This window comes from Sphingomonas benefaciens (genome assembly GCF_052907485.1).
Window position 1 is genome coordinate 608,220 of sequence record NZ_JBREIC010000001.1, and the last position, 26,558, is coordinate 634,777.

At 64.7% G+C, this 26,558-nt stretch carries 28 protein-coding genes; 21 read left to right on the plus strand and 7 right to left on the minus strand.

The features are described 5' to 3' along the window. Positions 1 to 181 precede the first annotated feature (181 nt). A complete protein-coding gene (locus ACU5AX_RS02910) occupies positions 182 to 412 on the plus strand; it encodes a hypothetical protein (protein WP_446689590.1) in 231 nt (76 codons plus the stop codon). A gap of 380 nt (positions 413 to 792) precedes the next feature. After that, a complete protein-coding gene (locus tag ACU5AX_RS02915) occupies positions 793 to 1,311 on the plus strand; it encodes a hypothetical protein (RefSeq protein WP_446689591.1) in 519 nt (172 codons plus the stop codon). 202 nt (positions 1,312 to 1,513) lie between these two features. On the opposite strand, the gene ACU5AX_RS02920 is transcribed toward ACU5AX_RS02915, so the two are convergent. The 3 genes from ACU5AX_RS02920 to ACU5AX_RS02930 all read right to left on the minus strand — a co-directional run bounded on the left by ACU5AX_RS02920 (position 1,514) and on the right by ACU5AX_RS02930 (position 3,394). Further along, positions 1,514 to 1,909 carry a thermonuclease family protein gene (locus ACU5AX_RS02920; RefSeq protein WP_446689592.1) on the minus strand — a complete coding sequence of 132 codons (396 nt, stop codon included), beginning with the start codon at positions 1,907 to 1,909 and terminating at the stop codon, positions 1,514 to 1,516. A 155-nt stretch (positions 1,910 to 2,064) separates the two neighbouring features. Then, positions 2,065 to 2,643, minus strand: coding sequence for a recombinase family protein (locus ACU5AX_RS02925; protein WP_446689593.1), 579 nt, complete (start codon positions 2,641 to 2,643; stop codon positions 2,065 to 2,067). Positions 2,644 to 2,776: 133 nt separating this feature from the next. Next, entirely contained in the window at positions 2,777 to 3,394 is a 618-nt protein-coding gene (locus ACU5AX_RS02930; protein WP_446689594.1) for a hypothetical protein, read from the minus strand. A gap of 814 nt (positions 3,395 to 4,208) precedes the next feature. On the opposite strand from ACU5AX_RS02930, the gene ACU5AX_RS02935 reads away from it, so the two are divergent. From ACU5AX_RS02935 to ACU5AX_RS03005, 15 genes are all read left to right on the plus strand, one after another. Then, a complete protein-coding gene (locus ACU5AX_RS02935) occupies positions 4,209 to 5,297 on the plus strand; it encodes a hypothetical protein (RefSeq protein ID WP_446689595.1) in 1,089 nt (362 codons plus the stop codon). Next, positions 5,290 to 5,871, plus strand: coding sequence for a hypothetical protein (locus tag ACU5AX_RS02940; protein WP_446689596.1), 582 nt, complete (start codon positions 5,290 to 5,292; stop codon positions 5,869 to 5,871). The genes ACU5AX_RS02935 and ACU5AX_RS02940 overlap by 8 nt, the downstream gene beginning before the upstream one ends. Positions 5,872 to 6,385: 514 nt before the next feature. Beyond that, entirely contained in the window at positions 6,386 to 6,721 is a 336-nt protein-coding gene (locus tag ACU5AX_RS02945; RefSeq protein WP_446689597.1) for a VanZ family protein, read from the plus strand. 43 nt (positions 6,722 to 6,764) lie between these two features. Next, positions 6,765 to 7,475 carry an endonuclease/exonuclease/phosphatase family protein gene (locus ACU5AX_RS02950; protein WP_446689598.1) on the plus strand — a complete coding sequence of 237 codons (711 nt, stop codon included), beginning with the start codon at positions 6,765 to 6,767 and terminating at the stop codon, positions 7,473 to 7,475. A 25-nt stretch (positions 7,476 to 7,500) separates the two neighbouring features. Then, positions 7,501 to 9,786, plus strand: coding sequence for a patatin-like protein (locus ACU5AX_RS02955; protein WP_446689599.1), 2,286 nt, complete (start codon positions 7,501 to 7,503; stop codon positions 9,784 to 9,786). Positions 9,787 to 9,875: 89 nt separating this feature from the next. Beyond that, positions 9,876 to 10,220 (plus strand): lipopolysaccharide assembly protein LapA domain-containing protein, encoded by a 345-nt coding sequence (locus ACU5AX_RS02960; RefSeq protein ID WP_446689600.1) that lies wholly within the window; start codon positions 9,876 to 9,878, stop codon positions 10,218 to 10,220. Next, a complete protein-coding gene (gene pyrF / locus ACU5AX_RS02965) occupies positions 10,217 to 10,888 on the plus strand; it encodes an orotidine-5'-phosphate decarboxylase (RefSeq protein ID WP_446689601.1) in 672 nt (223 codons plus the stop codon). The genes ACU5AX_RS02960 and pyrF overlap by 4 nt, the downstream gene beginning before the upstream one ends. Further along, positions 10,885 to 11,304, plus strand: coding sequence for a GFA family protein (locus tag ACU5AX_RS02970; protein ID WP_446689602.1), 420 nt, complete (start codon positions 10,885 to 10,887; stop codon positions 11,302 to 11,304). Before pyrF ends, ACU5AX_RS02970 begins: the two co-directional genes overlap by 4 nt. A gap of 2 nt (positions 11,305 to 11,306) precedes the next feature. Next, the gene (locus ACU5AX_RS02975; protein ID WP_446689603.1) at positions 11,307 to 11,666 is read left to right on the plus strand and encodes a VOC family protein; all 360 of its coding nucleotides are present in this window, start codon (positions 11,307 to 11,309) and stop codon (positions 11,664 to 11,666) included. A 31-nt stretch (positions 11,667 to 11,697) separates the two neighbouring features. Then, positions 11,698 to 12,333 (plus strand): phosphoribosylanthranilate isomerase, encoded by a 636-nt coding sequence (locus ACU5AX_RS02980; protein ID WP_446689604.1) that lies wholly within the window; start codon positions 11,698 to 11,700, stop codon positions 12,331 to 12,333. Next, positions 12,330 to 13,562: a tryptophan synthase subunit beta gene (gene trpB / locus ACU5AX_RS02985; protein ID WP_446689605.1), complete on the plus strand. Its 1,233-nt coding sequence runs from the start codon at positions 12,330 to 12,332 to the stop codon at positions 13,560 to 13,562. Before ACU5AX_RS02980 ends, trpB begins: the two co-directional genes overlap by 4 nt. Further along, entirely contained in the window at positions 13,559 to 14,362 is an 804-nt protein-coding gene (gene trpA / locus ACU5AX_RS02990; RefSeq protein ID WP_446689606.1) for a tryptophan synthase subunit alpha, read from the plus strand. The genes trpB and trpA overlap by 4 nt, the downstream gene beginning before the upstream one ends. Further along, positions 14,359 to 15,216 carry an acetyl-CoA carboxylase, carboxyltransferase subunit beta gene (accD, locus tag ACU5AX_RS02995; RefSeq protein ID WP_446689607.1) on the plus strand — a complete coding sequence of 286 codons (858 nt, stop codon included), beginning with the start codon at positions 14,359 to 14,361 and terminating at the stop codon, positions 15,214 to 15,216. The genes trpA and accD overlap by 4 nt, the downstream gene beginning before the upstream one ends. 32 nt (positions 15,217 to 15,248) lie before the next feature. After that, a complete protein-coding gene (locus ACU5AX_RS03000; protein WP_446689608.1) occupies positions 15,249 to 16,556 on the plus strand; it encodes a bifunctional folylpolyglutamate synthase/dihydrofolate synthase in 1,308 nt (435 codons plus the stop codon). Between the two features lie 68 nt (positions 16,557 to 16,624). Then, positions 16,625 to 17,053, plus strand: a complete 429-nt coding sequence (locus ACU5AX_RS03005) for a DUF6628 family protein (RefSeq protein WP_198352807.1) — start codon at positions 16,625 to 16,627, stop codon at positions 17,051 to 17,053. Here ACU5AX_RS03005 and ACU5AX_RS03010 read toward each other — a convergent pair. Both ACU5AX_RS03010 and ACU5AX_RS03015 read right to left on the minus strand, forming a co-directional pair. Then, complete coding sequence (locus ACU5AX_RS03010; RefSeq protein ID WP_446689609.1) at positions 17,050 to 18,384, minus strand: AmpG family muropeptide MFS transporter; 1,335 nt, start codon at positions 18,382 to 18,384, stop codon at positions 17,050 to 17,052. The two genes, ACU5AX_RS03005 and ACU5AX_RS03010, sit on opposite strands and share 4 nt — an antisense overlap. A 78-nt stretch (positions 18,385 to 18,462) precedes the next feature. After that, a complete protein-coding gene (locus ACU5AX_RS03015; protein ID WP_446689610.1) occupies positions 18,463 to 18,897 on the minus strand; it encodes a response regulator in 435 nt (144 codons plus the stop codon). Positions 18,898 to 19,010: 113 nt separating this feature from the next. On the opposite strand from ACU5AX_RS03015, the gene ACU5AX_RS03020 reads away from it, so the two are divergent. Then, positions 19,011 to 20,285 (plus strand): pseudouridine synthase, encoded by a 1,275-nt coding sequence (locus ACU5AX_RS03020; protein ID WP_446689611.1) that lies wholly within the window; start codon positions 19,011 to 19,013, stop codon positions 20,283 to 20,285. Beyond that, the gene (gene rsmD / locus ACU5AX_RS03025; protein WP_198352803.1) at positions 20,282 to 20,821 is read left to right on the plus strand and encodes a 16S rRNA (guanine(966)-N(2))-methyltransferase RsmD; all 540 of its coding nucleotides are present in this window, start codon (positions 20,282 to 20,284) and stop codon (positions 20,819 to 20,821) included. Before ACU5AX_RS03020 ends, rsmD begins: the two co-directional genes overlap by 4 nt. Here rsmD and ACU5AX_RS03030 read toward each other — a convergent pair. Further along, a complete protein-coding gene (locus ACU5AX_RS03030) occupies positions 20,796 to 22,088 on the minus strand; it encodes an MFS transporter (protein WP_446689612.1) in 1,293 nt (430 codons plus the stop codon). The genes rsmD and ACU5AX_RS03030 overlap by 26 nt on opposite strands. 526 nt (positions 22,089 to 22,614) lie before the next feature. Further along, positions 22,615 to 22,962, minus strand: a complete 348-nt coding sequence (locus tag ACU5AX_RS03035) for a UrcA family protein (protein WP_446689613.1) — start codon at positions 22,960 to 22,962, stop codon at positions 22,615 to 22,617. Positions 22,963 to 23,173: 211 nt separating this feature from the next. On the opposite strand from ACU5AX_RS03035, the gene ACU5AX_RS03040 reads away from it, so the two are divergent. Then, positions 23,174 to 25,453: an ATP-dependent helicase gene (locus ACU5AX_RS03040; RefSeq protein ID WP_446689614.1), complete on the plus strand. Its 2,280-nt coding sequence runs from the start codon at positions 23,174 to 23,176 to the stop codon at positions 25,451 to 25,453. Between the two features lie 346 nt (positions 25,454 to 25,799). Further along, positions 25,800 to 26,435 (plus strand): PEPxxWA-CTERM sorting domain-containing protein, encoded by a 636-nt coding sequence (locus ACU5AX_RS03045; protein WP_446689615.1) that lies wholly within the window; start codon positions 25,800 to 25,802, stop codon positions 26,433 to 26,435. Positions 26,436 to 26,558: the final 123 nt, after the last annotated feature.

The window sequence follows — 26,558 nt, forward strand, 5'->3', positions numbered from 1 at the left end:
AAACAAGAACGCGGGGTTGTATATAATCTGGACATTTAGATGAACCATCTAAGTGCTGTCATGATAAGCATTGCGCGCGGCAGCGTTTTGCGGTAGCTAATAGATGCTCATTGCCTCAAATATCGGGTCAATCAGGACACCGAGCATGGGAAGGAGTGAATTTAGACGAAAGCAAAAATGAATGACCGCCTTAGAAGCGATTGCGGCTATGTGCCGCCAATGTAATTACGACGAGCTATCTGCCGGCACCTTCCTTGAGCAGACCGCGGCCTGCGCCTGCCCCAACTGCCCCCTTTATGGAAAGCGACCGCTGCCGAGAGGATACCGAAAGTTCGGCGCGATCGATCCCGAACAGGTTGCCGCCGTTCGAGCAAAGCTTGAACGAATCATGCAGGAACGAGCCTCACGCTAATCTCCTGCCCATTTTGCAGGAAAACATAGTTATCTGACGCGCTACAGCGCAGAAAAGGGGCCGCCGCATAGTGTGGCCCCGTTTCTTTATCTTCGCATTTCCCCGCGTCAGATAGCGGGGTTTTTGGCCTACAGCCGCTTTCTTCGTCAGCGGTCCAACCAGCGGCAGACACCCGCACCGCCCCCTGTCAGCAAACTCCGTCTACATCATCGTATCAGGCGGCCGCCATCACTGCGGCGGTTGGGCTGCAACCAACGTAAGGGCTTCCTCTGCGGGCGCCTGTAGCATTCTTGGTGATTATCGGAGTGAAGTATGCGGAATGAAGATCTTGTGTTCCCGCATCCTTCTAGCTAATCATTCAGCAAAATAAGGGGGGCTTTATGAGAAATTTAGTACTGACGATTGCACTGCTTGCAGTGCCTGCGCTCGCACAAGAGAATGTAGGGGCTTGGCAGTTTAAGTCAATTGTTGACCCAATGAGCGATGCGACACGCGGAATTGCTAACACCTCTCTCACCAACGATATAGTGATGATCGTCAAATGCGACAGCAACGGTGATAATCAACTTTACTTTTCTTTCCTTTCAAAAAAGTACCTTGGCGGTGTGAGTAGCAACAAACTTCGGACTTTTGCCTACCGCATTGACGGAACGCCCGTTCGCAATATGTCGGCTTTCCATGATGATCGGACCGCAAGCGTTATATCTGTGAAGCCCGACAATGATGGGGGTCGCTTTCTCAAAGAAGTTTCGGGTGCAACGAAGCTGACGTTACAGCTAAGCAGTTTCGACTACGAAACGACAACGGCAGTCATTGATGTGACTGGTGCAAAGCAGGCTTTTGCCAAAGTTGCAACGTCGTGCAAAGATAACTCGATGTTAGCATATCTAAATAGCTAATTTCCTAGGGGGCAGTTTGTCGCTTTAGTATATCTAGCAGATTTTTCACTTTTGACCGAGTCGAATAGCTCCGGCGGCGCGCTGCGGATCGCCGCCACCATCATTGAGACGATTACGATCGCAACGACGGTGGCGGTGTTCGTTTACTAATGCTGCTCGCTTTGTTGCGGCTGCGCCGCCAGTTTTCAGTTCGAGCTACGCGCTAGTCGGCAAGCCGAGCAGACTTGGGGCAAATGCGGGCAACTCGTCGCCCGTCGTCCCATTGCGTCTTGTAGATCGCCTGACCATGTCGAAGCTGCCAACATGACAGGTCCCCACGGTCACTAGACAAAAGGGCAAGGGTTCGCCCGTAGCGATCCTCGCCCACCCGGTTGACATGGATCGTCCCGACCATAGCAGCGGCTAAGGACGCTTTTGATGCATAGCCGTCACCCGGCGCGCAATTACGACCAGTTCGACAGTGGCCGGGCAACTCTGGTGCGTCGATCCCCAATAGGCGTATTCGCTCGCCGTCGCAGCGAATAGTATCTCCGTCGGTGACGATGCAGCCAGCGACAGCATCAAGATTGTCGCCGCTAGAACGGAACGAGCCAGGCAATGGCGCTATGCGAAGCGCGCCGCCACCAAGGGCAGCTACACCGAGTGCGGCGATCGGGAGTTAAATACGCTTCACAGCGGCGTATCGGCGCTTACGCCGGTAGACCTTCCCTTTCCCTATGGGGGTTACCGTGAATGACTTCCGGTAAGGAGCGGTCATGCTGCCGAACAATAGCGCTTGATGGTAGCGAGGGACAAACCAAAGTGCGCCGCCGTCTTAGCTATGCTAGCGCCGTTATCAGATCGCCAGGCCTGAACCGTCGCACGATCCCCTGCCATCGGCCTGCCTAGGCTTATTTTGCCCCTATGGGTCTTTCCTGTAGCTGCCAAAGCCGCCTTGGCAGCAGTGCGCCCAGCGTCACAACGCTCCTTAATTCGCTGGCGCTCCATTTCAGCGACCTGCGCTAGAACAGCAACGATCAACTCCCCGACGCCTTTAGCGATCGGTCCAAGGCCGCGAACGTCCACCGTCACGCCCTTATCGATTAGGCGGCGGATCGTTGCCTGAATATCGAGCGCGTCGCGGCCGAGCCGATCGATAGCGTAGATGTAAAGGGTATCGCCTTCACGGATATAGCCAAGCAGTTCGGCAAAGCCCTTGCGGTCAGCAGCTTGTACAGCACCGCTGACGCCTTCATCCGCAAATTCTCGATCGAACTGCCCACCTAAGGCCTGCCGCTGCGCCTCAATCGACTGCGCCGTATCGGATACACGGTAGTATGCAATGCGCGCCAAGCTAGCCTCCCGAGTCGCTCATAAGATAGGCTCTTTATATGCGCCTGGCGCATATCTGTGGAGTCCTATCTTCTAAGCCAAGCAACATGCGTCCGGACGGGTAGGCTCAAAGGCTACAAGTTGTGCGCCGGCATCAACTGATAGCAGGGCTTGTCGTAAGTCGGGTCAACCGCTCTCCGGTAAAGAAGCAGTGGGCACGGAATCCGTCCCGTACGCCAAAGCTATTTTCCGCCGAGAAGGTGGTGGCGAAATGAGCCTTAGCCTCGCCTAGATCGTCAAAGATATCCCCCCACTCGAATTTGACTGTATAAGGATGCGCAGTGGCCTGCTTAACGGCCTTACGGCACAAAAGCATCGCCTCTGCTTGATCGAGCGGGCTTCGCGTGGACAGTCGCGCCTTTTCGTCCAGGTCAGCTATGTTGACGGCGACAGAGTGGGGTTGTCCCTGCCGATCGCGACATTGCAACTGAAAGACCGGCTTGCTGCCGCTACCGCTTCCGGCCTCGCGAGAAAGCGTAGCCGGGTCCAGAGACACACATGCTGGATCAGATCGCAGCGCACTGTTCGCCGCCGCCACGATCTTCTGTCGATATTGGCGTGCCTCTGGGACTTTGCTCCAATCGAAATCGCGACGGCGAAGCTGGACTGGCTTCGGTGGCATAGCAGACGCATTACTACCCGCGTCCGCTTCGCCATCCGAGCAGGCAGCAAGAGCAACAAAGCTAATCATTATGAGAGTGATGTTGCGCATCGCAGAAGCCCCAAACAAGTCGGAGGCATAACCCGGCGGCGAGCCGGGCGTTAGGAACCCGGAGAAACCCCACGGGCGCACGTGCCTTTACCGTTACCGGTTGGACATACGCACATGCCACCCGGCCACATAAACGTGACCGGCTGATTTCTGTCGGAGGTTCCTACGCCTCACGGTCGGATTCTGCCGAGCCGCAGGGATGCAGATGCCAAGGGATTGCCAAGGGTGCAATGCCCCGCGCCGATGTATTGGTTAGGCCATCCCTGCCAGCGCGCATATCGGAACGGCACGGTGCTTTAAGCGGCCCGCAAACCGCGACGTAGTGCAAAGGACCGGATTGGTGCCAGCTGCCGTCACATACCGCGACGACTCTCAAACCGCCGACCAGCGAAGCTGCTTACTTAAGGCTTGAGTACCGTTCCGGGCACGACGGAGAGTCCGATACCAGGAATGTCGCTAGGCAGCTGCTCTTATTGCCCAACCTGCGACCTTCGCCGAATTCGGAGCATTTTATGCATAGCAAGGTTAGATAAAACGCTTAGTTTTCCTTTGACCGAAAGAATCGCTTCCTGGCCGCAACGTCAAGCCCCCCGCCACCCCATCGATTTGTACCTTTTCGAGCATAATTTTCATAGGACCAAAGCAGTGCGCTGCCGGTAAGAACACCAACAGATAAATTTGTTGTAAGATGCCGCGTGCACCTGCTAGCCCTTCGCGGCAAATTCGGGGGAAAGAAATGCACATCCCAGATTTCCGATTTATTGCTTCCGACGTATCTGTCTATTTATATTACGCTGGTCGTGATCGACGATACATGAAGGTTAGCCAACTAGAAAATGCAATCTTTTTAGACATTCCAGGCTTTTTGACGGATGAGAATACGTTTACGGATGACGCTAGCATCATCAGAAGCTTGAATAGATCGGCCGCAGTTCGACGCCATGCGAGACAGCCGCAGGATTATCCAGTAGCGCGTGGCCTGCCGTCATATTCGGAACGACCGCCATTGCTTGATGGAAAAATCGACAGGTCTTTCTCTGCCGATTTAGGGAACGTCCGCACGCTTTACGTTGAAGCAAAAGTTGGGGATGTTGTTATCATGACTCCCAGCAATCACTTCGATCATCTATTAATCGGGGAGATTACAAGTAGCTGGGATAAGGAACAAACATTATACTTATCTGATTACGTTGGTGAGCCGGTTCCTTACCGCTCCGTCAAATGGCTGTCACACAATCTTACGCGTCGCGATTTCCGTAATCGTGTAGCCAGACGAATGCAAAATCGGAAGGCGATAACTAGGTTCGACAGTGACCTCTACGACGATATTTTTCGTCTAGTGTATCAGCGCTACGTATGGGGTGGCATTTCTAAGATCGACGTCTTTGCTCCCGGATATTCATCGGCTGATCCCACTGTTACAATTGAATCATCATTCCTGATTAAATATGCAGTGGCTGCATATGCGGCGATCGAAAAGGGCGAATACGATGCGTTCAGCGCGCTGGCCATCGAAGAGGCCGCCGATCGATACTTTGACGCTGATCTTGTAATTCAAATCGCGCAGTCGTTTGGATCGCCCGGCGGCTATATAGCGAAACTCGTTGGCTCTGCTGCTGCGATTGTAGTCGGCATCTTTGTCGGAATGGCGCTAGCGGACGAGAGTAAAAGCCAGTCGCAAATCAGGGACGAGGCTGGCCAACAAATTGTTAAGTTGCAAAGCGATGCGCCAGCAGATGCGGGGGTTGATTGGGATGCTATCCATCGGTCCGTTACTGTCGGGCGAGTGGATGATCTTCGACACAAATACGGCAGAGCCGCTAAAGCAAAACTCGGCCTAACGTTGGAAGGTCACACTCCACCGCAAATCACCGCACTCGATCCTAGTCGTACCGGTGAGTAACGTTGGACTGGTGCTATATGCACTATTGGCGCTCGTTGTTATCGCTTTGCTCATATGGAAGGCCAATTATTTGAAATCTGCGCTCAAGTATGTTGCAAAGGATGAAATGCCAATATGGCTATCAGTGGCACTTGCTGTTTTTGCGGCAGTCGGCACGTATTACGTGGCGCCATTGGTAAATGAAAACTTCGAATTTCAAAAGAACCGCTCTGCCCATTTGCTATCCACCGTGGACGAACTCAACAAGGGCGTGGTGGACTTAGCCATTTCGGTGCGTAAATTCAACGACGCACTTTATGACGGTGGACTCAAGAAGAGCAGAAGAGGGGACGCTCTCGATAAAATTGCGGAGTTGCAATGGCGCTTGGTTGCAGCCGATGTAATCATAAGAAGAGTTTACCCGAGTGATACCTCCACTAAAGATTTTTCCCAGGCATTAGCAAACCTTCAAAATGTTATTATCGAAGCGAAAAAGCCATCTGATCAAGATAAAGTTGCAGATGCATATGTGCTGACATTAAAAAAGGCTCGTCATTGCATGGTGATACTGTACGATGCCGCTAGAATTAATTAGCGATGAAATTTAATAAACTGAATTTAGCGTCAATTACAATTTGATTGATCCGCAGATTTTCGTTCCTGCCTATGGCCGCAAATAGACATGAAGGACGAAGTCGCCTCGAATGCCTTGTGCAATTCCTGTGTAGTTGATCCGGAAAACGCGGGAAATTGCGTTTGTACAAGGGTACTACCTGCGAAGCAGATGAGGCCCTAAGCTGATGATTTCAGGTTGGAAAGGGAACTTCCATGATAGAATCTCCCTTCAACTTAAGATCGACTTGCTAGAGCGCCGGACGCTGCATCGCCCCACGGATGGCGTCGATTGAAAGGGGGACCCAGCTCCTATGAGCGACGCGACGGCGATTTGCGCATTAGGTTCGCCCCTTGCCGAGCGTTGACGGTCTGCTACAAAGCCAAAACCAAAATAAACAGACAGTCATAGCTAAGTCATTGTTTTACAGTTGTTTTTGGCATAGTTAGCCGATCCCTGCACTCGGCACCAGTTTCTGACGGAAGGCCCTGCCCTGGTGATCGTCGCACGTATCGGTTTCTGGGCGGCGCTCGCGTTCGCGCTGACGATGGCGTTCCTGCCCCATCCCCCATCGATCCCGACCGGCGACAAGGTGCAGCATATGGCGGCGTTCGGTACGCTCACCATCCTCGCCGTCGCGGGCTATCCCCACGCCGAGTTGTTGCGCATCGGCGAGCGGCTGTCCTTCGTCGGGGCGCTGATCGAGGTGGTGCAGGCGATCCCCGCACTACACCGCGACTGCGACATTCGCGACTGGCTGGCCGACACGGTGGTGATCGCCGGCGTGTTGATCGTCGTCCATGTCTGGCGCCGGCGGCATCGCGCCGCCTGATCGGCTGCAACCGCGCGCGCCTGCGGAGCGTTGCGCAGGTGCAATGGTTTCCCCGCTCCCGCTCAAGGTCGCCAGCTACAATATCCACAAGGGGATCGGTCTCGACCGTCGCCGCAATCCCGAACGGGTGCTGGAGGTGCTGCGCGAGATCGATGCCGACGTCATCGCCTTGCAGGAAGCGGACCGTCGGTTCGGCACGCGTGAATCGGTGCTACCGACCCATCTGATCGACGAGCACAGCGACTGGAAGCCGGTGCCGTTCGGCATGCGCGCGCTGTCGATGGGGTGGCACGGCAACGTCATCCTCGTCCGCAAGGATGCGCAGATCGTCGATCAGGAGCCGATCCACCTCCCCGCCCTGGAGCCGCGCGGCGCGGTCATGGCCGATGTGCGGACCCAGGCGGGCATGGTCCGCGTCGTCGGCATGCATCTCGATCTGTCGGGCCTGTGGCGGCGACGGCAGGCGGCGGCGATCATGACTCATGTCGACGCGTCGACACGTCGCTATCCGACGGTCCTGATGGGCGACCTCAACGAATGGACGAGTGCGTCGGGCTGTCTGCGCGATTTCTGCCGGGATTATCAGATGGCGCCGACCGGCCCCAGCTTCCATTCCCGCCGCCCGGTCGGCCGGCTCGACCGGATCATGGTGTCGCGGGAATGGGTGGTTGCCGAGTGCGGCGTGCATGCCAGCGCCGCGGCACGCAAGACGTCCGATCATCTGCCCATCTGGGCGACGCTGACCGCCGCATGACGCGCTGCGACCCGGATCGCCGCTGATGCGGGAGAAGGAACTGCGGCTCGCGCTCGTCTGCTACGGCGGGATCAGCTTGGCGGTCTACATGCATGGCATCACCAAGGAGGTGTGGCGCGTCGTCCGGGCCAGCCGCGCCTGCCACGACGGCACGCCGCCGGGCGACGGCAGCGAGGGCGTCTATGCCGCGCTGATCGCCGCGATCGAGGAGACCGCGGGCATGAAGCTGCGCGTTCTCGCCGACATCGTCGCCGGCGCGTCGGCGGGCGGCATCAACGGCATCTTCCTCGCGCAGGCGATCGCCACCGGGCAGAGCCTGGAGCCGCTGACCGACCTCTGGCTGCGGTCGGCCGATGTCGAGGCGCTGATCGACCCCGCCGCTGCCCCGGCCTCGCGCTTTTCGAAGATGTGGGCGCTGCCGCTGGCGTGGATGGCGGCGGGGCGCAGCGCTGACAAGGTGGCGGAGCTGGACGAGACGACCCGCGACGAGGTCCGCGCCAAATTGTCGCATTTCGTCCGCTCGCGCTGGTTCGAGCCGCCGTTCGGCGGCGCCATCTTCACCAATCTGCTGCTCGACGCCTTCGACGCCATGGCGGCGGGGCCAACGGGTCCGCGGCTGTTGCCGGAAGGGCAGCCGCTCGACCTGTTCGTCACCGTCACCGACTTCAGCGGCCATCCCGAGCGGTTGTCGCTCAATTCGCCGCCGGAGGTGCTGGAGACAGAGCATCGATTAGTAATCGGCTTCACCGACCACGGCGCCGCCGATCGTCCGCTCGCCGACGTGCCCGATCTTGCCTTCGCCGCGCGTGCCACGTCGAGCTTTCCCGGCGCCTTCCCGCCGTTCACCGTCGCCGAACTGGACCGCGTCCTCGTCGATCGCGGCGTCGACTGGCCGGGGCGCAGCGCCTTCCTGCGCCGCACCCTGCCCCGCCAGTTCGCCGTCAACCGGGCCGAGACCGCGGTGCTGATCGACGGTTCGGTGCTCGCCAATGCGCCGTTCCGGCCGGCGATCGACGCGCTCAAGGAACGGCCGGCGCGGCGCGAGGTCGACCGGCGCTTCGTCTACATCGACCCATCGCCAGGGATCAAAATCCGCCTCGGCTCGGCGGGCGGTGACCCGGGCTTCTTCCAGACGATCCTCGGCGCGCTGAGCGACTTGCCACGGCAGCAGCCGATCCGCGACAATCTCGACGCGATCGCCGCGCGGTCGGCGCGGATCGATCGGATGCGCGGCATCGTCACCGCGCTGCGCCCCGCCGTCGAGGCGGAGATCGAGGCGCTGTTCGGCCACACCTTCTTCCTCGACAGTCCGACGCCGGCGCGGCTGGTCGCTTGGCGGCGGCGGGCGCAGGCTGCGGCGGCGACGCGGGCGGGCTATGGCTATGCCGCCTACGGCCATCTCAAGCTCACCGGCGTGGTGGAGACGATTACCGCCCTGCTCTATCAGGTCGGCGGCGAGCCGGGACAGCAGCGCTGGCGCCGCATCCGCGCCAGTATCGAGGCGGCGATCGCCGCGCGCGGATTTGGCGCGGACGGCGAAGTGCCCACCTTCATCGGCAAGGAAAGCGCCGCTACGATCGACTTCCTGCGCACCTACGACATCGGCTTCCGCATCCGCCGCCTTCGCCTGATGGCGCGACGGCTGACCGAGGTCGAGGCGGGCACCGAGCTGGAGCCGATGCGCGATGCCATCTACGATTCGCTTGCGCTCTATCTCGAGGCGCAACGCGCCGACGATCATCCGCAGCTGCGCCAGATGGTGCGATCGCTCCGCGGCGACGCCGGCCCGCTCCTCGATGCACTCGCCGAGGCACTGGACCTCACGCGTCTGGATGCGGAAACCGATACCCGCCTTGCCACCGCGCTGGTCGCGCTCGACCGCACACCGCGCCGCGCGCTGCTGCTGACCTATCTCGGCTTCCCCTATTACGATACCGCGACGTTGCCGCTGTTGCAGGGCGAGGGGCTGGACGAATTCGACCCGATCAAGGTCGACCGCATCTCTCCCGACGATGCCACCGCGATCCGCGGCGGCGGCGCCGAGGCGACGCTGAAGGGCATCCAGTTCAACAGCTTCGGCGCCTTTTTCAGCCGCGCCTATCGCGAGAACGACTATCTGTGGGGCCGTCTGCACGGCGCGGAGCGGATGATCGACATCTGCGTCTCGACCCTGCCGCCGCAGGTCCGGATGCGCGCCGGCCGGGTCGCGGCGATCAAGCGCGACGTATTCCGCGCCATTCTCGACGAGGAGGCGCCGCGTCTGACCGCCATCCCCGGGCTGATCGCCAGCCTGCGCCGCGAGATAGGCTGACCCGGGCGGGTTGCCCCCGGTCCGCCATCGACGGGCTGGCCTTCCGCCCCCCGCCCGGCTAGCGTCACCGCCGCCCCTGGGAGTCCCGCATGCAGTTCCTCAAGATCCTGTTCTGGTTCCTGCTCGCCTTCGTGGCGGCGCTGTTCACCTCGACCAACTGGAACAATGTGCAGATCAATCTGTGGAGTGGGCTGATCGCCGACGTGAACCTGCCGCTGCTGCTGCTCGTCACCTTCCTGCTCGGCTTCCTGCCGACCTATCTGTATCTCGGCACGGTCCGCTGGCGGTTGCGCCAGCGCGTCGCCGCGGCCGAACGGATGCTCGCCGACGCTCGCGCGCTGCCGCCGGTGCCGACCTCGGCCTTGCCGATCGCCGCGGCCGGGGAGCCGATCGCTGCCGATGAGGCGGCCGCGGTCGAAGGACGCCTGCTGTGAGCCCGATCTACGTGGCAATCGACACGCCCGACCTCACCCGCGCCAAGGCGATCGCGACGCGTGTCCGCCACCATGTCGGCGGTATCAAGCTTGGGCTCGAATTCTTCTGTGCCCATGGCCAGCATGGCGTGCGCGAGATGGAGGCGCTCGGCCTGCCCGTCTTCCTCGACCTCAAGCTGCACGACATCCCCAATACCGTCGCCAAGGCGGTGCAGGCGCTTAGCCCGCTCGCCCCGGCGATCCTCACCGTCCATGCCGCCGGCGGCCGGGCGATGCTGGAGGACGCCAAGGCGGCGGCGCATCCGCAGACCAAGGTCGTCGCAGTCACCATGTTGACCAGCCTCGATACCGACGATCTCGCCGCGACCGGTATTGGCGGCAGTCCGCACGACCAGGTGCTGCGCCTCACCGAGCTCGCCCATGACGCGGGCGTCGATGGCATCGTCTGCTCGGGGGCGGAGGTCGCGGCGGCGCGCAAGGCATGGCCGAAAGGCTTTTTCGTCGTGCCCGGCGTCCGGCTCGCCGATGGCGTCGTCGGCGACCAGAAGCGCGTCGTCACGCCGCGTGCCGCGCTCGACGCCGGCGCCTCGGTGATCGTCGTCGGCCGCCCGATCACCCAGGCGGAGGATCCCGACTCGGCCGCACGTGCGATCGGCGCAACGCTGTGAACGACGCGCCGCTGCGCAGCGGCGGATGCCATTGCGGCGCGGTGCGGTTCACCGTGCGCCTGACCGGTGGGCTGGCGGCAGCGCGGCGCTGCGACTGTTCCTATTGCCGGATGCGCGGCGCAGTGGCGCTGACCGCCAAGGTCGGCGACCTCGCCATCACCGCCGGTCACGATCACCTGACCACCTACCGCTTCAACACGGGCACGGCGGAACATCATTTCTGCTCCACCTGCGGCATCTATACGCATCACCGCCGCCGCTCGAACGGCGACGAATTTGGCGTCAATGCCGCCTGCCTCGACGGCGTCAGTCCGTTCGATTTCCGCGAAATCCCGGTCAACGACGGCGTGCATCATTCGTCCGACGGCGGCGGCCATCGCGTCGCGGGAATCCTGCGTTATCGACCGACGGAGTGATCATGGCGTCGATCCGACCCTTCCTGCCATCGCGCGACTTCGCGCAATCGCGCGCTTTCTATGAAGCGATCGGCTTCACGCCGGGCTATGTCGACACCGAGCTGGCGATCTACGACCATGATGGCGCCGGCTTCCTGCTGCAGAACTACTTCCAGCAGGAATGGGCGGGCAATACGATGGTGCAACTGATCGTCCCCGATCTCGATCATTGGTGGCGGCGGACCGACGGGCTTGCCGAGCAATTCGGCGTCCGCGCGCCGATCGCACCAGAAATGAAGCCCTGGGGCCTACGGGTCGGCATGCTGTTCGACCCGGCCGGCGTGCTGTGGCACATCGTTGAGGAACCGCCAGTCGACGCTTGAATTCGCGGGGCGGTGGCGCGATGGCCGCACCATGCCCGTTGCCACCAAGATCTGCGGCCTGACCACCCCCGAGACGCTCGACGCGGCGCTCGGCGGGGGCGCCAGCCATGTCGGTTTCGTTTTCTTCCCCCCCTCGCCGCGCCATCTCGACTTCGCGCGCGCCACCGGCCTTGCCGCGCGCGTGCCCGACGGGGTCAGCCGCGTCGGGGTGTTCGTCGATCCTGACGACGGCCTGCTCGACCAGGCGATCGCCGCCGCGCGCCTGTCCGCCGTCCAGCTTCACAAGACCGCGCCCGATCGCGTCGCCGCGATCCGCGCACGCATCGGGCGCGAGACCTGGGCTGCGGTAGCAGTGAAGACCCGCGCCGATCTCGAGCAAGCGCGCCGCTTCTCCGGCGCCGCCGATCGCATCCTCTATGACGCCAAGACTCCGGACGGCGCGGCGCTGCCCGGCGGCATGGGGCTGCGCTTCGACTGGGCGCTGCTCGACGGCTTCCGCCATTCGCTGCCCTGGGCTTTGTCCGGCGGTCTCGACGCCGGCAATGTCGCGGACGCGATCCGCCGCACCGGGGCGCCGCTGGTCGACGTCTCCTCGGGCGTCGAGAGCGCAGCGGGGGTCAAGGATGTGGACAAGATCGCCGCCTTCCTTAAAGCGGCACGGCTATGAACGCCCCGAACAGCTTCCGTAATCAGCCAGACGACCGCGGCCATTTCGGCCAGTTCGGCGGCCGCTATGTCGCCGAGACGCTGATGCCGCTGATCCTTGACCTGGATCGCGAATATAAGCGTGCCAAGGCGGATCCCGCCTTCCAGGCCGAGTTCGACGACCTGCTCGAACATTATGTCGGCCGACCGAGTCCGCTCTATCATGCCGAGCGGCTGTCCGCCGCCCTGCGCGACGGCGCGCCCGAGGGGATGGGCGCGCAAGTCTGGTTCAAGCGCGACGAGCTCAACCACACCGGCGCGCACAAGATCAACAATTGCATCGGCCAGATCCTGCTCGCGATCCGCATGGGCAAGACCCGGATCATCGCGGAGACGGGTGCCGGGCAGCACGGCGTCGCCACCGCCGCAGTGTGCGCGCGCTTCGGCCTGCCCTGCGTCATCTACATGGGCGCCAAGGACGTCGAGCGGCAGCAGCCCAACGTCTTTCGGATGAAGCTGCTCGGCGCCGAGGTCCGCCCGGTGACCAGCGGCGCGGCGACGCTGTCGGACGCGATGAACGAGGGGCTGCGCGACTGGGTCGCCAACGTCCACGACACCTTCTACATCATCGGCACCGCCGCCGGGCCGCACCCCTATCCCGAGTTGGTCCGCGACTTCCAAAGCATCATCGGCCGTGAAGCGCGCGAACAGATGCTGGCGCGGACCGGCCGCCTGCCCGACCTGCTGGTCGCGGCGATCGGCGGCGGATCGAACGCGATCGGCCTGTTCCACCCCTTCCTCGACGACGCCGAAGTCGCGATGCTCGGCGTCGAGGCGGCGGGCCACGGCCTCGGCGGCAGCGAACATGCCGCCAGCCTGGCGGGTGGTTTCCCGGGCGTGCTGCATGGCAACAAGACCTATTTGCTGCAGGACGAGGACGGTCAGATCGCGGAGGGTCATTCGATCTCCGCCGGTCTCGACTATCCCGGCATCGGGCCGGAACATGCGTGGCTGCGCGATATCGGCCGCGTCGAATATGACAGCGCGACCGACGCCGAGGCGCTCGACGCCTTCCAGTTGCTCTGCCGTACCGAAGGCATCATCCCGGCGCTGGAGCCGAGCCACGCGATCGCGGCCGTCGCCCGCCGCGCGCGGACGATGCGCGCCGACCAGATCGTCCTCGCCAACCTTTGCGGCCGTGGCGACAAGGACATCTTCACCGTCGCCGCCGCGCTCGGGGTGGCGATATGAGCGCGCGCTTGGCGGCAGCCTTCGCCAAGGGGCGCCCGGCGCTGGTCACCTTCGTCACCGCGGGTGATCCGCATCCCGCGGCGACACCGGCGATCCTCGATGCGCTCGTCGCCGGCGGCGCCGATGTGATCGAGCTGGGCATGCCGTTCACCGATCCGATGGCTGACGGCCCGGCGATCCAGGCCGCCAACGTGCGCAGCCTCGCCGCCGGCACCCGCACCGCCGACATCCTTGCCATCGCCACGGATTTCCGCGCCCGGCACCCCGACGTGCCGCTGGTGCTGATGGGCTATGCCAATCCGATGCTGCGCCGCGGGTCTGGCTGGTTCGCCGCCGCCGCCGCCGAGGCCGGCGCCGACGGCGTGATCTGTGTCGACATCCCGCCGGAAGAGGATGATTCGCTCGGGCCGGATCTGCGCGCCCGAGGGATCGCATCGATCCGCCTCGCCACCCCGACGACCGATGCCGCCCGCCTGCCGCAGGTGCTGGATGGTGCCGGCGGATTCCTTTATTATGTCTCGGTCGCGGGCATCACCGGTTTGCAGCAGGCCGCACAGGCCTCGATCGACAGCGCCGTCGCCCGGCTGAAGGCGGCGACCGACCTGCCGGTCGCGGTCGGTTTCGGCGTCCGGACACCCGAACAGGCGGCGGCGATCGGCGCCGTTGCCGACGGCGTCGTCGTCGGCTCCGCGATCGTCGAGATCGTCGCAAAGCATGGCCAGGATGCGCCGGCCGCGGTCACCCCCTATATTCAATCCCTCGCGGCCGCCCTCGCGACCGCCCGAAAGGTCATGGCATGAGCTGGATCACCAGCGTCCGCAACGCACTGTCCCGCGTCACCACGCGCGAGACGTCGGAAGAGAATCTCTGGCACAAGTGCAAGGGCTGCGGCCAGATGGTCTTCTCCAAGGAATTGGAGGAGAATCTCTACGTCTGTCCGAAGTGCGACCATCACGAGCGCATCGGCCCCAAGCAGCGCTTCGCGCAGATTCTCGACGAGGGCAGCTGCGCCGAGATCGCCCCGCCCAAGGTGCCCGAGGACCCGCTGAAGTTCCGCGACTCCAAGCGCTACAGCGATCGGCTGAAGGCGGCGCGGACCAGTGCGCAGGAACAGGATGCGCTGATCAATGCGCGCGGCACGATCCATGGCCACCGCGTGGTGATGGGCGTACAGGACTTCGCCTTCATGGGCGGTTCGATGGGCTTGGCGGTCGGCGAGGCCTTCGTCCGCGGCGTCGAGGCGGCGATTGCCGATCAGGCGCCCTATTTGATCTTCACCGCCGCCGGCGGTGCGCGCATGCAGGAGGGTATCCTCAGCCTGATGCAGATGCCGCGCAGCACCGTCGCCATCCAGATGCTGCATGACGCGGGCTTGCCCTATATCGTCGTGCTGACCGATCCGACCACCGGCGGCGTCACCGCCAGCTATGCGATGCTGGGCGATGTTCAGATCGCCGAGCCGAATGCGCTGATCGGCTTCGCCGGCGCCCGCGTCATCGAAAGCACGATCCGCGAGAAGCTGCCCGAAGGCTTCCAGCGGGCCGAATATCTGCTCGACCACGGCATGCTCGACATGGTCGTGCACCGCCGCGACCTGCGCGAGCGGCTGGCGACAGTGATCGGCTACCTCCGGCCGACCGCCCAGGCGGCGTAACGGCGTTCCTGTCGGTTGCGGGAGGGGTGGCGATGCCCGATCACGCGATGTCTTCCGATCCCGCCGTCCAGGCGCAGCTCGACCGCCTCGCGGCGCTGTCGCCCGGTGCGGACGTGCTTGGGCTGGAACGGATCACGCGGCTGCTTGCTCGACTCGGCGATCCGCAGGATGCGATGCCGCCGGTCTTCCACGTCGCCGGCACCAACGGCAAGGGGTCGACCTGCGCCTTCCTGCGCGCGGCGATGGAGGCGGCGGGCCATCGCGTCCATGTCTTCACCAGCCCGCATCTGGTCCGCTTCAACGAACGGATCCGGATCGGCGGCCGGCTGGTCGACGACGCGACGCTCGCCGCGCTGCTCACCGAGGTCCTGGAACATGCCGACGGCATCGGCGCCAGCTTCTTCGAAGTCACCACTGCCGCCGCCTTTCTCGCCTTCGCCCGCGCCCCTGCAGCGGCAACGATCGTCGAGGTCGGGCTCGGCGGCCGGCTCGATGCAACCAACGTGATCCGCACGCCGGTGGTAACCGGCATCGCCGCGCTCGGCCTCGATCACGAAGCCTTTCTCGGCAACCAGCTCGCCGGAATCGCCGCGGAGAAGGCCGGGATCGCCAAGCCCGGCGTGCCGCTGGTGACGATGAATTACGCCCGCCCCGCCCGGGAGCGGGTCGAGGCGGCGGCGGCCGCGGTCGGCGCGCCGGTGATCGCGCGGCATCGGCAATGGTGGAGCGAGAGCGCACGGACGACGATCCGCTATCGCGACACCGGCTTCGCGCTCGTCGCACCACGGCCGCGATTGGTCGGGCCGCATCAGACCCGCAATTACGCCCTGGCGATCGCGATGCTGCGTCACCAGGGCGCCGTCACCGTGCCCGAAGCGGCGATGCGCGCCGCCGCCGACTGGGCGCAATGGCCGGCGCGGATGCAGCGCCTCGGCAACGGTCCGCTACACGCCCTGCTGACCCCCGCCAGCGAATTATGGCTGGACGGCGCGCATAATCCCTCCGCGGCGCAACCCGTTGCCCGGGCGCTCGACGGCATCGCGCGCGGCCGACCGGTGGTGCTGGTCGCCGGACTGCTGTCCAACAAGGATGCGGACGGCGTGCTGCGCCTGCTCGCGCCGCATGCCTCCCGCATGATCGCCGTGCCGGTGCCGGGGCACGACAGTCATCCACCCGCCCGCCTTTCGGCACACGCGGCCAGCCTGGGTCTGCCCGCTGATACCGCCGCCGATCTGCCCGCGGCACTCGGCATGATTCGCGACGATGCCGTGGTGCTGATCGCCGGGTCGCTGTACCTCGCCGGCATCGCGTTGCGCTTGAACGATGAAGCGCCGGACTGACGCTATCACTGCGATTGACTTGCAATAGCGGATCGCGGACGATGCGGCTCGCTCAGAGGAGTCGCAGAATGTCCGACGTCAGCACCACGCTCCATCCCTTGCCGCATACGCTGCCCGCCTGCCCGAACGCGCGGCTGGCGCTGTTTGCGATCCGAAGGATGGGTGCTCATGGCCTCGCCGATGCGCGCGCCGCCCATGCGCTGTTCAGTGCCTTCGGCGAGGCGTTTCAGCGCCCGTTGGTGCTGCTGCGCGCGCTGATGGCGGATCTTGCCGGCACGGCGGCGGACACGATCGCGATCGCGCCATGCTGCTGCGCCCGCATGACCGCCGCCGAACGCGCGCTGCTGACCATCGTCGCGCGGGTCGAGACGGGGTCCGAGGTCGCGCGCCTGCTGCTCGCCGACCTGCTCGCGATGCGGCGGGTCGATGGCGTCCTAGCCAGTGCCGCAGCGGTCGCCGCTAGCTTCGCCGACGAGGGTCGCCCGATCTGCGTCTAGGCGGCGGGCTCCCCCGCCCGCGCGTCGCCCGGCCCGTCGATGCCCGCGCTGCCGATCGATCGGTCGACCAGCCCCGTCCGGCTCATCCACCAGAACAGCAGTACGCCGGGCATCGCCAAGACGGCCGTCAGCAGGTAGAAATCGACATAGCCCAGCGCCTCGATCAGCGCGCCGGCGGTCGTTCCCGTGACGATCCGGCCGAGGATGCTCGCCGCGGCGGAGATCAGCGCGAATTGCGCCGCGGTGAAGCGCAGGTCGCACAGGGCCGAAAAATAGGCGATGACCACCACCCCGCCATAGCCGCTGGCGATATTTTCGAACCCGATCGCGCCGGCCATGCCGAGGTTCGAATGTCCCGCCGCGGCGAGCAAGGCGAAACTGAGGTTCGACACCGCCATCAGCACCAGTGCGATCAGCACCGACCGCTTCAGCCCGAGCCGGGCATAGAGCACGCCGCCGATGAAGATACCGATCAGATAGGCCAGGAAGCCGACGAAGACGTCGTAGAAGGCGATTTCGTCGCCGGTGAATTTGAGATCGTCGAACAGCAGGCGGAAGGTCAGATTCGCAAGCGTGTCACCGACCTTGTGGATCAAGATGAACGTGAGGACGAGGAACGCGCCGGGTCGCGTGAAGAACTGCACGAACGGCCCCCAGACGGCGCGCGCCGCCTCGCCGATCCCGCGCCGTGCGACGGGCTCGCGATACCGTTCCGGCTCACCGAAGCTGATACCGCAGAGCATCGCCGGCAGCGCGAAGATCGCACAGGCGATATAGGCCGCCGACCAGCCGAACCGTTCGGCGACGATCAGCGCCAGCGCACCGGCGCCGGCGGAGCCAATGCGCCAGCCATATTGGCTCATCCCCGAGCCGACGCCGAGTTGGCGCGGCTCCAGCATCTCGATACGATACGCGTCGATGACGATGTCGAAGGTCGCGCCGGCGGCGCCGACCAGGATCGCGGCAAGCGCCGTCGCGGCGATATCCTCCCGCGGATCGACCAGCGCGAGATGGACCACGGCGGCGATGACCAGGACACCGGCGACGAGCAGCCACGATACGCGCTGGCCCAGTCGGCCGATCACTGGCAGCCGGACGCCGTCGACCACCCAGGCCCACAGGAACTTGAGATTGTAGACCAGGAAGGCGAGGCTGAATGCCGTCACCGTCTTCTTGTCGATGCCGTCCTGCGCCAGCCGCGTCGTCAGCGTCGCGCCGATCATCGCATAGGGAAAGCCGGACGACAGACCCAGCGCCAGCGCGGCGATCGGCCCACGCTCCATGTACGGCCTGACGCCGTCCCACCATGTCCGCGACTGCAACTGATCCATTCAGGCACCACCCCGCCCCAAACCGGCCCCCGGCATAGAGCGGATGCCGCGACCAAGTCCATGTGGTGAATGGAGCGATCAGGCGTCCATGCCGACGAACAGGCGGAAGCCGTTGGGAAGCTTGCGCGGCTTGCGGCCGTCGAGATGGGTCTCGATCGCGGCGATCGCGCCGATCAGGTCGCGCTGTGCATAGGGTTTGGCGAGGCAGCCGGCAGCGAGCGTCGCCGCCTCCACCGGGCAATTGCCGGTGACGAACAGCACATGGACGTTATGCTCTGCCGCCGCCCGCGCGACGTCGAGGCCGGAGCCGTCCGCCAGGCTGACGTCGACCAAGACCAGATCGAGGGCCGTGCCCGAGGCGATCAGCTCGACCGCCTGCGCGACCCGGTCGACCGTCGCGACGATCTCATAGCCAGCGTCGGTAAGGAAATGCTCCGTGTCGAAGGCGACCAGCGGTTCATCCTCGACGACGAGCAGCCGCACGATCCGTCGCTTCTTCTTCCCGAACAACATCCACCCGCTCCGCGCGGCGTTCATTTCGTTACGCCTGCGCGACTTAACGCGCGTTGGCCGGTTCGGTCGCAAATATTTCGCAACATAAGTGGGATCGCGTTATGAGCCGCCGCATGGCCCCCACCTCCGGTTCGTCCCGCGGCGATCGCATCGCCAAGCTCCTCGCCCGTGCCGGCATTGCGTCGCGTCGCGAAGTCGAGCGCATGATCGCCGACGGGCGCGTCGCCCGCGACGGCGTGGTGATCGACACGCCGGCGACCGTGCTGACCTCGCTGAAGGGGATCACCGTCGACGGCAACCCGGTCGCGGCGCCGGAGCCGACCCGACTGTTCCTCTTCCACAAGCCCACCGGCCTGCTCGTCACCGAACGCGATTCGCGCGGACGGCCGACGATCTACGACCGCTTGCCGCACGACCTGCCGCGGCTGGTGCCGGTCGGCCGGCTCGACCTCAACACCGAAGGGCTGCTGCTGCTGACCACCGACGGCGGCTTCAAGCGTCAGCTCGAACTGCCGGCGACCGGGGTGGAGCGCACCTATCGCGTCCGTGCCTATGGCAACATCACTCAGGCACAGCTCGAGGATCTCGCCGACGGTATCGAGATCGAGGGGGTTCGCTATGGCTCGATCGACGCCAATATCGAGCGGCGGACCGGCGCCAACGTCTGGATCGAGATGACGCTGACCGAGGGCAAGAATCGCGAGGTGCGCCGCGTCCTCGAACACCTCGGCTTGCAGGTCGGCCGGCTGATCCGCATCCGCTACGGCCCCTTCGTGCTCGGCGACCTGCCGGTCGGCGAGGTCGGCGAGGTCAAGCAGCACGAATTGGTCGCCTTCCGCCGCACGCTGAAGGGCGGTGTGCCGGACGAATCGTTCGTGACGGTGACCGCGGAGCCGCGTCCCGGGTTTCGCAGCGCGCCGACCGTCGATCGTGCCGCCCGCAGCCGCGCCCGGTCCGACGGGGCGGCCCGACCGACAGCCGCGAGCGGGACGACCCGCCCGCAGCCGGCTCGCGCCGCATCCCCCCGCGACGGGCAGGCCGGCCGGACCCGTACCCAGGTGCCCCGCGACGGCTCGGAACGCCCGCGCTTTTCGCGCGCCAGTGGTGATGACCGTACTCGCCCGGCGGGAGCGAATGCGGCTTCCGAGCGGACGCGTCCGGCAAGGTCGGCTGCCGAGGGCGAGCGCAACCGCCCGGCACGAGCGGAGGTTGCGGGCGATTGCCGCGCGGCGCGGCCCGGCACCGGCGAGCAGCGTGGCCGACCATCGCGCCCGGGCGATGGCCCGCGGTCACCCCGCCCCGGCGGCAACCGTCCCCGTTCCGGCAGCCCCGGCAGCGGCAGCCCGTCCGGTGGCGGACCGCGCCGTCCGCGTGGAGGCAAGGCATGAGGGTGATCGCCGGCACCTGGCGCGGCCGTCCGCTGGTCGCACCGAAGGGTGACGCGACGCGCCCGACCGCCGATCGCACGCGCGAGGCCTTGTTCTCGATGCTGGCCAGCCGGCTCGGCAGCTTCGAAGGACTCGCCGTCGCGGATCTCTTCGCCGGCTCCGGCGCATTGGGTATCGAGGCGCTGTCGCGCGGCGCCGGATCGTGCCTGTTCGTCGAACAGGATCGCGCCGCGCTCGATGCGCTCAAGGCCAATCTCGCCAAGCTCGGCGCGCGTGGCGATGTCCGCGCGTCGTCGGTGATGGCACTCGGCCCGGCGCGAGCGCCGCTCGACCTGATCATGATGGACCCGCCTTATGGCACCGGAGCGGGCGCGGTCGCGCTCGACAAGCTGGCGCGGCTCGGCTGGGCCGGCCCGGCGACCTGGATCAGCGTCGAGACCGCCAAGGCCGAGGAAATCGCCGTGGCGGGCTTCACCATCGATGCGACCCGCGTCCACGGCAAGGCACGGCTCACCCTGTTGCGCGCGGAATCCTGACGCCACGCGGCAGCAGCGCCATGCCGGCGAGGCTGAGCAGGCCAGCTCCGACGAGATACAGTCCGATCCACCAAAGACCGTGCGTCGCCAGCATCTGTGCGGCGATCGGCGCCAGCGCGCCGCCGATGATCCCGCCCAGGTTGAAGGTCATCGACACGCCGGTGTAGCGCACCCCCGCCGGGAACAGCTCGGGCAGCCAGCCGCCGAGCGGTCCATAGGCGAAGCCCATCACGAACAGGGCAAAGGCCAGCCAGGCGAAGACGATCGCCAGGGAGCCCGCGCCGAGCATCGGCCCCATCAGCAGCCCCGCGACGATGCAGCCGCCGAAGCCGAGCATCAGCATCGGCCGCGCGCCATGGCGGTCGGCAAGCACGCTGGCGACGATCACCCCGCCGGCGAGGAACAGGATCGCGACCAATTCGCACGCCAGCAAGGCTTCCCGCCCATAGCGCAGCGTGGCGGTGCCGTAGCTCAAGGTGAAGGCGGTCGCGAGATAGAAGAGCGCGAAACAGGCGATCACGCCCCCCGTCCCCGCCACCAGCGCACGGCCGTGGCCGGACAGCAGCGTGGCGATCGGCACCTTCGGCAGAGCCTCCGCCTTGGCCGCCTCGACGAAGGCGGGCGTCTCGGTCAGCTTGAGGCGAACCCACAGGCCGAGCATCACCAGCACCGCGCTGACCAGGAAGGGCAGCCGCCAGCCCCAGCTTCGGAACGCCGCTTCGTCCAGCCCGAGGCCGATCAGCAGGAACAGTCCGTTTGCCATGATGAACCCGACCGGCGCGCCGAGCGGCGGGAACATCCCCCAGGTGTTGCGGCGATGCGGCGGAGCATTCTCGACGGCCAGCAGCGCCGCACCGCCCCATTCGCCACCCAGGCCCAGACCCTGGCCGAGGCGGAGCAGGCAAAGCAGCAAGGGCGCGAGCCAGCCCATCTGCGGAGCGATGCGCTCGATCTGAGCGTAGGTCGGCAGGAAGGCGATGGCGACGGTCGATCCGCCCATCAGCATCAGGCTGGCGACCAGCGTCGACTTGCGGCCGATGCGATCGCCGAAATGGCCGAATACCGCCGCCCCGATCGGCCGGGCGAAGAAGGCCACTGCGAAGGTCGCGAAGCTGAGCAACTGCCGCGCCGCCGGGCTTTCGCCGGGAAAGAACAGCGCCGGAAACACCAGTGCCGCTGCGGTCGCGTAGATATAGAAGTCGTAGAATTCGACCGCCGTGCCGACGAGGCTGGCGGTCAGGATGCGACGAGGAGACGGAGCCTGCATGCCACCCTGATAGGCCGCGTGCGACGCTTGGCAAAGCGGCGGCGTGGCAAGCCGCTCACGCCAGGAGCGGCGGGTCGGCGACCGAATGAATATTGCTCGTCGTCTGCGAGAGGCAACGGTCAGTATATCGCGAGACGCACCTTCGCTCGAGCTGCGGCGCCTAGACGTATGGTCATGGCGCGCCTTTCCAGCAGCGGACTATGCACAGTGGCAACGCCCTCGACCGCTCTCCCACGTGCGCGCCCCCAGCAGCGCTACATCAGCATTTACAATAATGCCTGCGGGAGGCCTTCGGAAACAGATGGGGAGATCTCACCGCCGTCATAACAAATCCGCCACCGGTCACGCCATGACATCTTCGCGCAACAATCGCTGCCTAGAGCGATCCTCGTCGCGGCCCTTCTTCCCCCTGTGGGTGCGACGTCCGGTCGCCTCCCTGTCGACCGGTCCTCCCTGAACTACGGGGCAGCCGATTACGGCTGCCCCGTAGTTCAGGGAGGACGATCGCCCGGCGGCGATTACCCCATCATCGGGCGCTGACGACCTCCGCCGACGAGGAAAGACTGGCGAGCCGCACCGCCTGGTGCCCGACCAGCGTCGCGACGGCCGTGTGGCCACTCTCGCGCATCTCGGCGCGGCAATGTTCGGCATCGCGCTGCGCCGCGACGTCGGCGCCATATGGCGCGCAGGCCCAGGCGGCGGCCCGCATGACCCGCGCGTCCAGTATCGCCCGATGTTTCGGGTTGTTGAGGTTCAGCCCCTTGGTCGAGACTCGTGCCGAAACGGTTTCCCGCTCGGGATCGGCAGCTACCGTGCCGATGCTCAGGCACGACAGAAGGAGCGACGCCGAAGCGACGCGGATCAGGCTCTTCATGGTGATACTCCTGCAATAGCTCGCGCCGTATCGGGTCGCACCCCGCGCCGCGTCTCTGCCGGACCGGCTGGTCGGGGCCGGCCTGCGCTCCGGCAAGGCGCCGATAGGCGCGATCCGTGTCGCCCAAGCGACGCATCGGCGACAGCTATGTTGCAGCGCACCATTGCGATGCGGCTTGCCTCCGCTTGCCGCGTTCCCTACCTGTTCGCCGGTGACCGATGCTGCGCAATCCCTGCAAGATCCGCCCTATCTCAAGGGCCTGAACCCGCCCCAGCGCGAGGCGGTGCTGACCACCGAGGGGCCCGTGCTGATGCTAGCCGGTGCCGGCACCGGCAAGACGGCGGCCTTGACCGCGCGGCTCGCCCACCTGCTGTGGACGCGCAAGGCCTATCCCTCTGAAATTCTCGCGGTCACCTTCACCAACAAGGCGGCGCGCGAGATGCGCGAGCGCGTCGGCCGGCTGGTCGGCGAAGCGGTGGAGGGCATGCCGTGGCTCGGCACCTTCCACGCGATCGGCGCCAAGATGCTGCGCCGCCATGCCGAACTGGTCGGTCTGCAGAGCAATTTCACCATCCTCGACACCGACGACCAGCTCCGGCTGCTCAAGCAGCTGATCGTCGCGGCCGATCTCGACGAGAAGCGTTTCCCCGCGCGCAGTCTCGCCGGACTGATCGACGACTGGAAGAACAAGGGGCTCGTCCCCGCCGATATCGGCGCCGCCGAGAGCGAGCGTTTCGCCAACGGCCGCGGCGGCGAGCTGTACGCGCAATATCAGCAGCGGCTGAAGGCGCTCAACGCCTGCGACTTCGGCGATCTGCTGCTGCACATGCTGACCATCCTGAAGACGCATGCCGACGTGCTGCGCCTGTATCAAGAGCGGTTCCGGTACATCATGGTCGACGAATATCAGGACACCAACGTCGTCCAGTATCTCTGGCTGCGACTGCTCGCTCAGGCGCGCAAGAATATCGCCTGCGTCGGCGACGACGACCAGTCGATCTATTCGTGGCGGGGTGCGCAGGTCGAGAACATCCTGCGGTTCGAACGCGATTTTCCCGGCGCGACGGTGATCAAGCTCGAACAGAATTACCGCTCGACCCCGCATATCCTCGGCGCCGCGTCCGGCGTGATCGCCAACAACGGCGGGCGATTGGGCAAGACGCTGTGGACGGAGCTGGACGTCGGCGAAAAGGTCCGCGTCATCGGCGTCTGGGACGGACCGGAGGAAGCACGCCGCGTCGGTGACGAAATCGAAACGGCGCGCCGCAACGGCGTCAGCCTCGACCGGATCGCCATTCTCGTCCGGGCCCAGCACCAGACGCGCGAGTTCGAGGACCGATTTATCGCGATCGGCCTGCCCTATCGAATCGTCGGCGGGTACCGCTTCTACGAACGCGCCGAAATCCGTGACGCGCTTGCCTATCTGCGCATCGTCAACCAGCCCGCCGACGACCTCGCCTTCGAACGGATCGTCAACGTTCCCAAACGCGGCCTCGGCGACAAGGCGCTGGCCAAGATCCACCAGCTCGCCCGAATCGAGGGGCTGCCGCTCACCGTCGCCTCGGCCCGCATCCTCGACACCGACGAGCTGACGCCACAGGCGCGCCGCGCGCTCGGCAATCTCGTTGGCGACGTCGCACGCTGGCGCGACATGGCGCGCGAGCTGCCGCATGCCGAACTGGCCCGCCAGTTGCTCGACGAGAGCGGCTATACCGCGATGTGGCAGGCGGAGAAGTCGGTCGAGGCCGCCGGGCGCCTGGAGAATCTGTCCGAACTCGTCCGCGCGATGGAGGAATATGAGTCGCTCGGCGCGTTCCTGGAGCACGTCAGCCTCGTCATGGACAATGAGGGCGGTGCCCAGGACCCGCAGGTGACGATCATGACGATCCACGCCGCCAAGGGGCTGGAGTTCGACACCGTCTTCCTGGTCGGCTGGGAAGAAGGCCTGTTCCCGTCGCAGCGCGCGCTCGACGAGGGCGGGACCAAAAGCCTCGAGGAGGAACGCCGCCTCGCCTATGTCGCGATCACACGAGCGCGGCGACTGGCGGTGATCATCCATGCCGCCAACCGCCGCATCTACGGCCAATGGACGTCGAGCATCCCCAGCCGCTTCGTCAACGAACTGCCCAACGAGCATATCGATGCCGAGACGACCATGTCCGGCGGCGAGAGCCTGTGGCGCGCCAACTGGTCCGAACGCGCCGATCCCTTTTCCGACGTCGCGCGCGGCACGGGGCGCGGCCCCGGCTGGCAACGCGCCGCCGGCAGCGGATCGAGCTTCACGACGCAGCCGACGCGGATCGTCGAGAGCCGCGCGAGCGCCGTTAGCCTCGGCAACAAGGGCCGCGACGATCTGTCACCGGGCCTGCGCGTCTTTCATCAGAAGTTCGGCTATGGCGCGATCGCGGAGATCGAAGGCAACAAGCTCGAGATCGACTTCGAGACCGCGGGTCGCAAGCGCGTCATGGACAGTTTCGTCACGCTGGCGTGAGCAGGTCATTGACGCATCCGGGAATCGTCGCGGATTTATCGGAACGAAGAGTGGTGATTGAGGCAGGCAAACAAGTCGGGCCTCTAAAGCCCGCGACCCGGTACCAAATTACTCATTTTGGCTGAAGCGTCTAACTGCCTAGTTTTTCTGCAACCCTTTGAGGACGCTTTCAAAACCGAGAAATTAAAGCATTGGGTACGGATATATTTCGGTGATTTCCTAGTGGAGACGGTCCTACTTTAATCCAATCTTTACGGATTTCATCCGCGAATGGTTCATATCCAGTATGTCCCCATTTATACATTTCCCTGGCGTCGCGTCGGGCGGCGTCGGATGGGGAACCAACATGAAGAAATATTTGCTCTTTTCCGCAACGGCTGCGGTAACGCTAGTGGCAGCGGCGCAACCGGCTTCAGCGGCGTCGATCATCGACCTGAAGACCGTCAAGCTGACCAACGACGGCTCGACCGGCTTCGGCAGCACCGAACTCGCCGACCTGCGCGCCGCTGCCGACAAGGCGGCCGGCGTGACGTCGCAGATCGATGTTCTGCCCGATATCTTCGGCGGCTCGATCGCCAATTGGACCGCCGAACTGTTTTCCGGAACGCTCAACGTCGCCACGACGGGCTTCTACGACTTCAACTTCACCCCGCTGAACAGCCCGATCGCCGGCTTCGTGAAGATCGACGGCACGATCATCGACCGCGTTACGCTGGGCAGCAACGGCAACGGCTCGAGCCTGAGCGGCTCGACCCTGAGCGCCGGCGCCCATGCGTTCGAGGCGTTCATCGTCAAGAAGGGCGGCAGCACCGGCAGCTTCACCGCCAACGCCAGCGGCACCAACGCGGCATCGCTGACCTTCTCGCCGCTCACCGGCGCGGTGCCGGAACCGGCGACCTGGGCGATGCTGATTATTGGCTTCGGCATGATCGGCGCGGCTGCGCGCTACCGCCGGGGCAGCACCCGCGTCGCGTTCGGCTGACCCGCGTCGGCACGGAAGCTTGGGGGCCGTCGCGGCGCAGCGGCGGCCCTTCGCGCTTCGGTGGTGTGCCGCAGGCGCGTCGTTCAGGAACCGCCAAGGCACGATCTGCGTAGATTGACCTTA